We start from the raw sequence: 11,385 nt of genomic DNA, 5'->3' as shown, positions 1-11,385 counted from the left end.
TTTACAAACGTTCGACAGCATGAAGCATTTCAAACAAGAACTAGAAGATTATATTTATTATTACAATCACCAACGAATTAAGGTGAAATTAAAAGGCATGAGCCCGGTTGATTACCGGGTTCATGCCTTCAAGGTTGCCTAACTAAATAAAGTGTCTAACTTTTTGGGTTCACTTCAATGTGGCTGTTTTTTTGTGTTTAGGATGAAGATATCATTCTTCATCTTCATATTCTTTTATGATTTCTTCAAGAGTGAATTTAATCCCATAATAAGCGAAAAGAGCGGCAATGAGGGTAGGGTACCCATATCGGCTTCCAGTTTCATCGGGAATCAATCCCCGTTGGATGCGTAGATCAATATGAACGTCAGCCAACTCCAAAAGAGAATCTTCTTCAGAAGGAATGGATGTAGAAACTGCAACAAATGGTATATCTTTTTCCTTGAGTTGTTTTGCCAGCATCAATGCTTCAGAATCGTCCGAATGGCGGCTGAATATAATAAATCGATCTTCCCTGGAAATGGTTTCCCCTAATTCATATCTTTTTGCCTTGGGAAAGGGTTCTGCCCCATTTAAAGCCTCGGCAGTGACGCCCTGCATTTCACCAAAACCATGAATGAACACAGAACCGTCCCCAACCGCAGCCTGAGCGAGCAAGCGTCCGGCATCCTCCATTTCAAATGCCTCATTTTCAATCATTTTTTTAAATAAACCGCTTATCTGTGTCGAGAAAATTTTTAACATGATCAGGGACTCCTTTAAAAAATAATATACTTATTATAATGGACTTTCCTTTGCATTGACAGGTTTCAGGGTTTTTGATCCGGAAGGGCTGAATTGACTAAATCGGTCGAAAAAACAAAAAAATTGAAATTCCTTTTAGCCATAAAGCAGGAATTTTGTTACAATTATCGAATATGAACATAGAAATCATGATGGAATATATGCGTTGGACCTCAAGTGATTTAACGCAATCTATGTAACTACCCTTTTTCGGGTATTATGGCCGAATAGGCAAATATATTTTATTGATGAATCGGGAAGGGGAGAGGTGATAAAATGCCAGGGAAAATATTGATTGTTGATGATCAATTCGGGATTCGTATTTTATTGAACGAGGTTTTACATAAAGAAGGGTATGAAACATTTCAAGCGGCTAATGGCATTCAAGCCTTGGAAGTTCTAAATAATCATTCACCTGATCTGGTATTGCTGGATATGAAGATTCCGGGAATGGATGGCATTGAGATCTTGAAAAGGATGAAAGTCGTCGATCCGGACATCCGGGTTATCATCATGACGGCATATGGTGAACTTGATATGATTCAGGAAGCAAAGGATTTAGGGGCAATGACACACTTTGCAAAGCCGTTTGATATTGATGATATTAGAAAGGCCGTTCGAGAATACTTACCGATTCAATCAAGTTAACGGTCTTGAAAATTTTATATTATTGACGGGGAAATTGCCGCGGCTATCTTTTTTTAGATGGGCCGTGTTTTTTTGGAATAAAATTTGAGGCATGGAATAGTGCTAATTGTTGCTGTTTTTTTGATGTATTGATATCCTAAAAGAGGAGAGATATTCTGATTTATAAGCGTATGCTACTTTGGTTTTAGGGAATATCTAGAAAGAATTAACTTTAAAAATCATAACATCCACTAGTAGGAGGAAATCAAATGCCTTTAGTTTCTATGAAAGATATGCTTAATAAAGCTCTTGATGAAAAATATGCAGTAGGTCAATTCAATATCAATAATCTTGAATGGACTCAAGCTATTTTAGCCGCTGCAGAACAAGAAAAATCTCCAGTCATCCTTGGTGTTTCCGAAGGTGCTGCCCGTCATATGGGTGGTTTTAAAACGACTGTCATGATGGTTCAAGGATTGTTGGAAGACATGAAAATCACTGTTCCTGTGGCGATTCACCTTGACCATGGTTCAAGTTTTGATAAATGTAAGGAAGCTATCGAAGCCGGATTCACTTCAGTAATGATCGATGCTTCACATCATCCGATCGATGAAAATATCGAAACAACCAAGAAGGTTGTCGAATTCGCTCACGCACGGAATGTTTCGGTTGAAGCGGAAGTGGGCACGGTTGGCGGACAAGAAGATGATGTAATCGCTGATGGAGTCGTATATGCAGACCCTCAAGAATGTGAACAGTTAGTTAAAGAAACGAATGTCGACTGTTTTGCTCCAGCTTTGGGATCCGTTCACGGACCATACAAAGGTGAACCTAACCTAGGCTATAAAGAAATGGAAGAAGTACGTGATTTAACGAAGAAACCTCTTGTTCTTCATGGCGGTACAGGCATACCTACGAAGGATATCCAAAAAGCCATTTCACTTGGAACATCAAAAATCAATGTGAATACGGAAAATCAAATTGTGTTCACAAAAGCGGTTCGTGAAATTTTGAATAACGATTCTGAAGTGTACGATCCACGTAAATACATGGTACCTGGCCGTGAAGCCATTAAAGAAACTGTCATCGGTAAAATACGTGAATTCGGTTCAAACGGCAAAGCATAATTTATGAACGTAATATAAGGGTTCCATCCCCTTAAATGTAAGATGATAAAGGCAATATTCCCATTGGGGGGGGCTCCCCCCTAATGGTTTCTTTTAGATGCAGGGCTGAATCCGGGCTCCATTTTTAGAACAATTAGAATTCAGAGGCATATAGGGAAATAAAAAATCGATTACATACGGAGGATATTTTATGAAATTCTTTATAGATACAGCAAACATGGAAGAAATCAAACAAGCGCACGAGCTTGGCGTTTTAGCAGGCGTTACGACTAACCCGTCCCTTGTTGCAAGAGAAAAGGGAGTTTCTTTCCATGAACGGCTAAAAGAAATCACAAGCCTTGTTAAGGAATCCGTTTCTGCTGAAGTCATTGCGCTTGATTTTGAAGGAATGATGGCTGAAGCCAAGGAACTCGTTGCCATTGCACCTAATATCACGATTAAAGTGCCAATGACCCCAGACGGCTTGAAGGCTGTTTCAGCACTTACAAAACAAGGTGTCAAAACGAATGTCACGCTTATTTTCAGTGCCAACCAAGCTTTATTGGCAGCTAGGGCAGGAGCAACTTATGTATCGCCATTTTTAGGACGCTTGGACGACATTGGCCAAAATGGACTTGATTTGATTTCGGATATTGCCGACATATTTGCAATCCATGATATCAATGCTGAGATCATTGCAGCTTCCATCCGCCATCCAATGCATATTACAGAAGCGGCTCTTAAAGGGGCACATATTGCAACGATCCCTTATAAAGTTTTAATGCAATTATTCCACCACCCATTAACGGATAAAGGGATTGAAGCTTTCTTGAATGATTGGAATTCACGTACTGAAGCATAATGCCTTGCCGCTAAGTCGCTATAGATTGCACCTTTTTAATAAAATTAACATAAATTAGAAATTTTTATCTTTTTTTACATGAATTTTCTACTTTTGTGTAAACTAAAGAACTAGATAGTAAATGTTGTCGGATTATGCAATTTTCCTGTGGTAAAATATTACTTTTGAAAGTAGCTTCTAAGTGCTTAGCGTGGAAGGGAGTTTATTATGGAAAAACTTAAAATTGCCGGTGGCTATCCTTTAAAGGGAAGCATTCGTGTCAGCGGAGCAAAAAATAGTGCGGTTGCCCTTATTCCGGCAACAATTTTAGCGGACTCTCCCGTAACGATTGAAGGCCTGCCTGATATCTCGGATGTACAGATGCTGAAAGCGTTAATGGAGGAAATTGGCGGTGAGGTATCCTTTGATGAAGGAGAAATGACAGTCAATCCAAGCAGGATGATTTCAATGCCTCTCCCCAATGGAAGGGTCAAGAAGTTACGTGCCTCTTATTATTTGATGGGGGCAATGCTTGGTAAATTCAAAAAGGCAGTGATTGGCTTGCCTGGAGGCTGCCATTTAGGACCCCGTCCGATAGATCAGCATATTAAGGGGTTCGAAGCACTAGGCGCTCAAGTGACGAATGAACAAGGAGCCATTTACCTTAGGGCGGACGAGCTCCGGGGAGCACGCATATATTTGGATGTCGTTAGTGTAGGGGCAACGATCAACATCATGCTTGCCGCCGTTTTGGCCAAAGGCCGCACTGTGATTGAAAATGCCGCGAAAGAACCGGAAATCATCGATGTTGCCACACTGTTGACCAATATGGGAGCGAAAATAAAGGGTGCAGGAACGGATATCATTCGTATTGATGGTGTGGAAAGTTTGCATGGGTGCAAGCATACGATCATACCGGATCGGATTGAGGCCGGTACTTTCATGATTTTAGCCGCTGCTGTTGGTGAAGGGATTCTGATCGATAATGTCATTCCCCAGCATTTGGAGTCATTGACTGCCAAATTAAGGGAAATGGGAATTAATATTGAAGCGGGTGATGACCAGATATTTGTCTCACCGGGAGAAAAATTTAAAGCCGTTGATATCAAGACATTGGTTTACCCTGGATTCCCAACAGATCTTCAGCAACCTTTCACTTCCCTCTTAACGAAAGCAAGCGGTTCTAGCATGGTGACCGATACGATATACGGGGCACGGTTTAAGCATATTGATGAACTGCGACGCATGAATGCGAAGATCAAAGTCGAGGGCAGAGCAGGCATCGTCGATGGTCCTGTCCAACTGCATGGGGCAAAAGTGAAGGCAAGCGATTTACGTGCCGGAGCAGCTCTTGTAATCGCTGGTTTAATGGCTGAAGGGATTACGGAAGTGACTGGGCTTGAACATATAGATCGCGGATATAGCCATCTTGTTGAAAAACTTTCAGGTTTGGGAGCGACGATTTGGCGTGAAGAAATGACGAAAGAAGAAGTGGAGCAGCTTAAAAGCTGATCCCTTTTCTTGTTACCTCATTGTGTTACTATATATGATATAATGTGTTATACTAATATATAAATAAATCATGCTAGTGTACATGAGGGGGAACCGGAAATGGAAAGAAGTTTATCGATGGAGCTTGTCCGCGTAACAGAGGCGGCGGCACTGAATTCAGCTCGTTGGATGGGAAGAGGAAAGAAAGACGAAGCAGATGATGCAGCAACAACTGCAATGCGGGATGTTTTCAATACTATTCCCATGCAAGGAACGGTTGTAATCGGTGAAGGGGAAATGGATGAAGCGCCAATGCTTTATATTGGTGAAAAACTTGGTACCGGTCTTGGGCCGCTAGTGGATGTTGCTGTTGATCCTTTGGAAGGAACGAACATCGTTGCATCTGGCGGCTGGAATGCATTGGCTGTATTGGCGATAGCCGATAAGGGGAACTTGCTTCATGCCCCGGATATGTATATGGATAAAATAGCTGTCGGACCCGAGGCTGTTGGCCAGATTGATATCAATGCTTCTGTATTGGACAACCTGAAAGCGGTAGCCAAGGCAAAGAATAAAGATATCGAAGACGTGGTTGCAACAGTATTGAACCGTGATCGTCATTCGAAGATCATTCATGAACTTCGTGAGGCGGGGGCACGTATCAAGTTGATCAACGATGGTGATGTAGCGGGAGCCATAAATACGGCCTTCGATCTTACCGGTGTTGATATCTTATTCGGTTCTGGCGGGGCTCCAGAGGGAGTTATTGCAGCCGTTGCCTTGAAATGCCTTGGAGGGGAAATTCAGGGTAAGCTTGTTCCTCATAGCGATGAAGAAGTGGAACGCTGTGGAAAAATGGGCCTTGATTTAGGAAAAGTCCTCAGAATGGAAGACCTTGTTCGCGGAGATGACGCAATTTTTGCTGCAACAGGTGTGACGGATGGAGAACTTCTACGCGGTGTACAATTTAAAGGACATTACGGTGAAACACAATCCGTGGTCATGCGTGCTAAATCCGGTACCGTTCGATTCATTGATGGGCGTCACAGTCTTAAGATTAAACCGAATGGCTTGATTGACTGATAGCGTGTTTTAGAAAAATCACTTTAAAAAGCGAGCGGTTTCAGCGCTCGCTTTCTCTTTAAAAAAATTTAAGTTGAATAATTAAAATAAAAAAAGTAAAATAAAGCTTGGTCTACTATTAATAAATTAAAAATCTGCCCTTTCACTCCAAACTTCAAGAAGCCTTCAAATAATTTTCTTCTTTACATGTAAAAATGTATCATCCTTTCTAAGAAAACTCTGGTCGGGTACATGGATTGCGGTTTTTCTTCCATCTAACAAACCATTTCTTTTTCAGTATGGGTGAAAACGTTTAATTAATAAAAGTGTGGTGTCATAATGAATTTAACTATTTCTAATTTAGAAAACATGAAACTAAAGGATCTATATGAGCACGCGCGTGAATATAAAGTTTCCTATTACAGCAAACTTTCAAAAAAGGAACTTATATTCGCTATCCTGAAAGCGCAAGCTGAGCAGGATGGTCTCCTATTCATGGAGGGCGTTTTAGAGATCATACCTTCAGAGGGCTTCGGTTTCCTGCGTCCAATTAATTATTCTCCAAGCTCGGAGGATATTTATATTTCTGCTTCACAGATCCGCAGGTTCGATTTGCGAAATGGAGATAAAGTGTCCGGTAAGGTAAGGCCTCCAAAAGAAAACGAGCGCTATTATGGATTGCTGCATGTCGAAGCAGTCAATGGCGATAATCCGGAATCGGCTAAAGAGCGTGTCCACTTTCCGGGTTTAACGCCGCTGTATCCAAACAGGCAAATTAAACTGGAAACGACACCGAAGAACTTATCGACCAGGATCATGGATGTGCTGGCTCCGGTCGGTTTTGGGCAGCGTGGTCTGATTGTCGCACCGCCAAAAGCCGGTAAAACGATGCTTATCAAGGAAATTGCCAATGCGATAACAACAAACCATCCCGAATCGGAATTGATTGTGCTGTTGATCGATGAACGCCCGGAAGAAGTGACGGACATTGAACGTTCCGTCGCAGGAGACGTGGTAAGTTCAACTTTCGATGAAGTGCCGGAAAACCATATCAAGGTGGCTGAGCTTGTATTGGAACGAGCCATGCGCCTTGTGGAGCATAAACGGGATGTCATCATATTAATGGACAGCATCACCCGGCTTGCCCGTGCATACAACCTTGTCATTCCGCCGAGCGGGCGTACACTATCAGGGGGTATTGACCCTGCTGCATTCCACCGTCCAAAACGCTTTTTCGGTGCAGCGAGGAATATCGAGGAAGGCGGCAGCCTTACGATCCTTGCTACAGCATTGGTAGATACGGGTTCAAGAATGGACGATGTTATTTATGAAGAATTTAAAGGTACGGGCAATATGGAGCTGCATTTAGATCGTGCACTTGCCGAAAGACGCATCTTCCCGGCAATCGATATTCGTCGCTCGGGCACTCGTAAAGAAGAATTGTTAATTCCGAAGGATCGCCTGGATAAACTATGGGCCATTAGGAAAACGATGTCAGATTCACCTGATTTCTCGGAGAAATTCCTTCGCCGTCTAAAACAGACAAAGGGTAATGAAGAATTTTTCAGTAAGCTGGATGAAGAGATGACAGAAATGAAAAAGGGGCCAGCGAGCGTAAAACGTTCTTAAACCCTGTAAGAAACAAACAGTTGCACAACTAGTCTTAAGTTGTTATAATGAGTTCATGTGTTTTTACAATAAATGTGAGGGTGCTATTCCCTCAACTTGAAGTATATAACTCTGTTTCGAATGATTCAGGGCATAAGGAGCTGAAAAGAATGAAAACTGGAATTCACCCAAATTATAAGCTTTCAAAAGTAATTTGCTCTTGCGGAAACACTTTTGAAACTGGTTCAGTTAAAGAAGAGATCAAAGTTGAGACTTGTTCAGAATGCCACCCATTCTATACTGGTCGTCAAAAATTCGCTGAAGCTGGCGGACGTGTTGATCGTTTCAACAAAAAATACGGTATTAAATAAGCCGGACTTTTTAAAAAACAGGCAAGTATTTTTCTTGCCTGTTTTTTCTTTTCCATAAACAAGTAAGAATTTATATAAAGCCGGGTCGACTTCAATTATGGTCAAGGGATCGACAGGTGGAAGGGAGTAGCTGTTTCCATGTATGTAATGAAACAAACAGGCTGGATCGAGCTTATTTGCGGAAGCATGTTTTCAGGTAAATCTGAGGAATTGATTAAACGAGTCAGCCGTGCTCAATTTGCTAAAGAGCAAATAGCTGTATTTAAACCAGCTATTGATAATCGCTATGCGGAAGAGGCTGTCGTATCACATAATGGCTCTTCTGTGATGGCAAAACCGATTGCCCATTCAACGGATATTTTTAAGTATTTGGACAAGCCCCTGGATATCATTGCAATAGATGAAGTGCAATTTTTTGATCATGAAATCATCGGGGTTGCCCAGCATCTTGCGGACAGCGGTTATCGAGTGATCATGGCTGGACTCGATCAAGATTTCAGAGGTGAGCCATTCGGTCCTATGCCTGTTCTATTATCGCTTGCAGAATCGGTGACCAAGCTGCAGGCTGTGTGTGAAGTGTGCGGATCGCCTGCGAGCAGGACACAGCGATTGATAGATGGGGAGCCGGCCTCCTATGATGAGCCGATCATCCTTGTGGGTGCATCGGAATCATACGAGCCCCGCTGCCGCCATCATCACGAAGTTCCGGGTAAGCAGGCTGTTGGGATTAAAGAACATATTTGAATGATGGTGCCCTATGATCCAATGAGATCGTAGGGTGCTTTTTTTATGAAGAAATGGTTGGGAATAATTAAGGGGCGGAAAAATTGCTGGAGGTTGCATGACCAATACATGGAAGGGAAATAAAAGATAAATATTGCCCCATTTTGGGCAGGCTAACGGGGAAATGTTCTTCTTAACCAGTCAAAATGGAGGGAAAAAATATGAAATCGAAACTGCTTATTATGACGGCCTTTCTGCTTGCTGTACTAACGGCATGCGGCCAAAATGACAATGCAATAAATAATGATTCGGAATATGGGGATCAATCCCGTGATGGCAGGGATTTTGTTGGCAAGGGTTTAAATCAGGTATCCAATAAGGATTGGGACAATGAAACGGAACGGCCATCAGATCAGGTCCTCAACACACCTCATCATACATCCAATAATTCTCCATCCATGGGGCAGCAAATTGATAAAATCCGCGAAGTAATCGAATCGGAAACTAATTATGAGGCGGGCTCCGTTTGGTTTAATGGAAATACCATACATGTTACAGTCCATGATAAAGGCAAAATCAAGACGGAAAAAGAAAGAAATGAGGAATTGCAGCGAATACAAGGCATGATAAACAGGGTTGTGCCACAATATAATTTAGATGTCAAATTAAAGAAATAACGACATTTTTGAATCCTCTTTGACGTTGATTATTCACCTATACTATAATTAACCTAGAAGTGAACTGAGCTGGGGCACTAAGTACTTATTTATAGTTAGAAAAGATGGATTACTTCCAATTCGTTTCAGATGTTTTGGAAAATTTATGAGGTGAATAATTTGTTTGATCGTTTACAAGCAGTAGAAGATAGATATGAAAGATTGAATGAACTATTGAGTGACCCGGAGATCATTAATGACTCTAAGAAGCTAAGGGAATATTCTAAGGAGCAATCCAGCATTCAAGAGACCGCATCGACTTATAAGGAATATAAGGCGGTTCGTGAGCAACTCCAGGAAGCGAAAGCTATGATGGAGGAGAAACTTGATGCGGATATGCGTGAAATGGTAAAAGAAGAAATCAATGAACTTGATGAGACCATACAAGGCCTTGAGGGTAAACTGAAAATATTGCTTATTCCGAAGGACCCTAACGATGATAAAAACGTGATCATGGAGATTCGCGGAGCGGCAGGCGGAGATGAGGCGGCCTTATTTGCGGGTAGTCTATACCGAATGTATAGCCGTTTTGCCGAGGTGCAAGGTTGGCGGACCGAAGTCATTGAAGCCAGTCCTACAGGGCTTGGCGGCTACAAGGAAATCATATTCATGATTAATGGCAATGGTGCTTATTCAAAATTGAAGTTCGAAAATGGAGCGCATCGCGTTCAGCGGGTACCTGAAACTGAATCAGGCGGACGGATTCATACATCTACAGCCACGGTTGCCGTTTTACCTGAAGCTGAGGAAGTGGAAGTTGAAATCCATGATAAGGATGTTCGTGTCGATACCTTTGCATCAAGCGGTCCTGGAGGGCAAAGTGTCAATACGACAATGTCGGCGGTGCGCTTGACTCATATTCCGACTAATACGGTTGTATCCTGTCAAGATGAAAAATCACAAATCAAGAACAAAGAAAAAGCAATGAAGGTTTTGCGTGCCAGGGTGTACGATAAAATCCACCGCGAAGTACAGGCGGAATATGATCAAAATAGGAAGCTTGCCGTTGGAACAGGCGATCGATCCGAAAGGATTCGCACTTATAACTTCCCGCAAAACCGAGTTACCGACCACCGTATTGGTTTAACGATTCAAAAACTGGATCAAATCATGGAAGGTAAACTGGATGAAGTCGTTGATGCATTAATCATGGAAGACCAATCTTCAAGGCTGGAAAGTGCAGATGAGTAACTCTGCCGTGAAAGTGTTCGGAGCCCTTAAATGGGCTTCTTCTTTTTTAAAGGAAAATGATCGTGATGCCAATGCTGGGGAAATCCTATTACAGCACTTTTTAAAACAAACTCGCTCCCAAATGCTGGCCAACCTTCATGATGAGCTTAGTGAAGCGGTTTTTGGGCAATTTAAGGCCGCTATTGAGCTGCATGCGGAGGGAACGCCCATCCAATATATTATCGGCCATGAAGAATTTTATGGACGGACCTTCTTTGTGAATGAAGAAGTGCTCATACCGAGACCTGAAACAGAAGAATTGATTTATTATGCTTTACGTAAAATCCCGGCCATTTTTATGGAGGGACAGAAGCTTTGTTTAGCTGATATTGGGACCGGCAGCGGCGCAATCGCCATAACGATGAAACTTGAAAAATCAAACTTATTGGTGACGGCTACGGACATAGCGGAACCATCGCTTGAGGTGGCGCGGAAAAATGCCGAATCGCTTGGTGCCGAAGTGGAGTTCATGCAAGGTGATTTGCTTTTGCCTTTCATAAACAAAAAACAGAAGGTGGACGTCCTTTTATCGAATCCGCCATATATACCAGATGATGATCATGAATCCATGTCAGTAGTCGTGACAGGTCATGAACCGCATCGTGCATTATTTGCCGGTATCGATGGGCTGGATTTTTACCGCCGCTTTATGGAGCAATTACCTCTGATCATGAAGGTGCCTGGGCTGATCGGTTTTGAAGTGGGAACTGGACAGGGTGAGGCGGTTGCCGATTTATTGAAGCAAGCCTTTCCTGCTGCAGAAGTATCCATTACAAATGACATTAATGAAAAAGATCGAATGGTCTTCGCTGTATTAAAGTGATCCGTC

The 11,385-nt window shown here is 42.3% G+C and carries 13 protein-coding genes; 12 read left to right on the top strand and 1 reads right to left on the bottom strand.

Annotated features, from left to right (window positions below; translation table 11 throughout):
• On the top strand, positions 1 to 142 hold a 142-nt coding region (locus tag N0M92_RS16910), incomplete at its 5' end, for an IS3 family transposase (protein WP_260285602.1).
• A gap of 69 nt (positions 143 to 211) precedes the next feature.
• Here N0M92_RS16910 and N0M92_RS16905 read toward each other — a convergent pair.
• The gene (locus N0M92_RS16905) at positions 212 to 742 is read right to left on the bottom strand and encodes a DUF2529 domain-containing protein (protein ID WP_260286902.1); all 531 of its coding nucleotides are present in this window, start codon (positions 740 to 742) and stop codon (positions 212 to 214) included.
• Positions 743 to 1,057: 315 nt separating this feature from the next.
• Here N0M92_RS16905 and N0M92_RS16900 point away from each other — a divergent pair, with 315 nt between their 5' ends.
• From N0M92_RS16900 to prmC, 11 genes are all read left to right on the top strand, one after another.
• A complete protein-coding gene (locus N0M92_RS16900; RefSeq protein WP_034315860.1) occupies positions 1,058 to 1,429 on the top strand; it encodes a response regulator in 372 nt (123 codons plus the stop codon).
• A gap of 248 nt (positions 1,430 to 1,677) precedes the next feature.
• Entirely contained in the window at positions 1,678 to 2,535 is an 858-nt protein-coding gene (locus tag N0M92_RS16895) for a class II fructose-bisphosphate aldolase (protein ID WP_260286901.1), read from the top strand.
• Between the two features lie 190 nt (positions 2,536 to 2,725).
• Positions 2,726 to 3,376 (top strand): fructose-6-phosphate aldolase, encoded by a 651-nt coding sequence (gene fsa / locus N0M92_RS16890; RefSeq protein ID WP_260286900.1) that lies wholly within the window; start codon positions 2,726 to 2,728, stop codon positions 3,374 to 3,376.
• A gap of 207 nt (positions 3,377 to 3,583) precedes the next feature.
• Entirely contained in the window at positions 3,584 to 4,867 is a 1,284-nt protein-coding gene (locus N0M92_RS16885; RefSeq protein ID WP_260286899.1) for a UDP-N-acetylglucosamine 1-carboxyvinyltransferase, read from the top strand.
• Positions 4,868 to 4,966: 99 nt separating this feature from the next.
• Positions 4,967 to 5,929 carry a class II fructose-bisphosphatase gene (gene glpX / locus N0M92_RS16880; RefSeq protein ID WP_192207266.1) on the top strand — a complete coding sequence of 321 codons (963 nt, stop codon included), beginning with the start codon at positions 4,967 to 4,969 and terminating at the stop codon, positions 5,927 to 5,929.
• Between the two features lie 318 nt (positions 5,930 to 6,247).
• Positions 6,248 to 7,537, top strand: a complete 1,290-nt coding sequence (gene rho / locus N0M92_RS16875) for a transcription termination factor Rho (RefSeq protein ID WP_228467574.1) — start codon at positions 6,248 to 6,250, stop codon at positions 7,535 to 7,537.
• 149 nt (positions 7,538 to 7,686) lie between these two features.
• On the top strand, positions 7,687 to 7,887 hold the full coding sequence (gene rpmE, locus N0M92_RS16870; protein WP_034315847.1) for a 50S ribosomal protein L31: 201 nt from the start codon (positions 7,687 to 7,689) through the stop codon (positions 7,885 to 7,887).
• A 138-nt stretch (positions 7,888 to 8,025) separates the two neighbouring features.
• On the top strand, positions 8,026 to 8,631 hold the full coding sequence (locus N0M92_RS16865) for a thymidine kinase (RefSeq protein WP_034315845.1): 606 nt from the start codon (positions 8,026 to 8,028) through the stop codon (positions 8,629 to 8,631).
• Between the two features lie 200 nt (positions 8,632 to 8,831).
• A complete protein-coding gene (locus N0M92_RS16860; protein ID WP_260286898.1) occupies positions 8,832 to 9,287 on the top strand; it encodes a hypothetical protein in 456 nt (151 codons plus the stop codon).
• Positions 9,288 to 9,446: 159 nt separating this feature from the next.
• Entirely contained in the window at positions 9,447 to 10,517 is a 1,071-nt protein-coding gene (gene prfA / locus N0M92_RS16855; protein ID WP_260286897.1) for a peptide chain release factor 1, read from the top strand.
• Positions 10,510 to 11,379 (top strand): peptide chain release factor N(5)-glutamine methyltransferase, encoded by an 870-nt coding sequence (prmC, locus tag N0M92_RS16850; protein ID WP_311202570.1) that lies wholly within the window; start codon positions 10,510 to 10,512, stop codon positions 11,377 to 11,379. The genes prfA and prmC overlap by 8 nt, the downstream gene beginning before the upstream one ends.
• The last annotated feature ends 6 nt before the right edge of the window (positions 11,380 to 11,385 follow it).

The organism is Peribacillus aracenensis (assembly GCF_025175645.1).
Lineage (GTDB): Bacteria > Bacillota > Bacilli > Bacillales > DSM-1321 > Peribacillus > Peribacillus aracenensis.
This window is presented reverse-complemented; position numbering and strand designations above follow the sequence as displayed.

Excerpts from the sequence above, each read along its gene's own strand:
- rho (WP_228467574.1), top strand. The coding sequence starts at position 6,248 with ATGAATTTAACTATTTCTAATTTAGAAAACATGAAACTAAAGGATCTA.
- glpX (WP_192207266.1), top strand. The coding sequence starts at position 4,967 with ATGGAAAGAAGTTTATCGATGGAGCTTGTCCGCGTAACAGAGGCGGCG.
- N0M92_RS16885 (WP_260286899.1), top strand. The coding sequence starts at position 3,584 with ATGGAAAAACTTAAAATTGCCGGTGGCTATCCTTTAAAGGGAAGCATT.
- fsa (WP_260286900.1), top strand. The coding sequence starts at position 2,726 with ATGAAATTCTTTATAGATACAGCAAACATGGAAGAAATCAAACAAGCG.
- N0M92_RS16860 (WP_260286898.1), top strand. The coding sequence starts at position 8,832 with ATGAAATCGAAACTGCTTATTATGACGGCCTTTCTGCTTGCTGTACTA.
- N0M92_RS16895 (WP_260286901.1), top strand. The coding sequence starts at position 1,678 with ATGCCTTTAGTTTCTATGAAAGATATGCTTAATAAAGCTCTTGATGAA.
- rpmE (WP_034315847.1), top strand. The coding sequence starts at position 7,687 with ATGAAAACTGGAATTCACCCAAATTATAAGCTTTCAAAAGTAATTTGC.
- N0M92_RS16865 (WP_034315845.1), top strand. The coding sequence starts at position 8,026 with ATGTATGTAATGAAACAAACAGGCTGGATCGAGCTTATTTGCGGAAGC.
- N0M92_RS16900 (WP_034315860.1), top strand. The coding sequence starts at position 1,058 with ATGCCAGGGAAAATATTGATTGTTGATGATCAATTCGGGATTCGTATT.
- N0M92_RS16905 (WP_260286902.1), bottom strand. The coding sequence starts at position 742 with ATGTTAAAAATTTTCTCGACACAGATAAGCGGTTTATTTAAAAAAATG.
- prmC (WP_311202570.1), top strand. The coding sequence starts at position 10,510 with ATGAGTAACTCTGCCGTGAAAGTGTTCGGAGCCCTTAAATGGGCTTCT.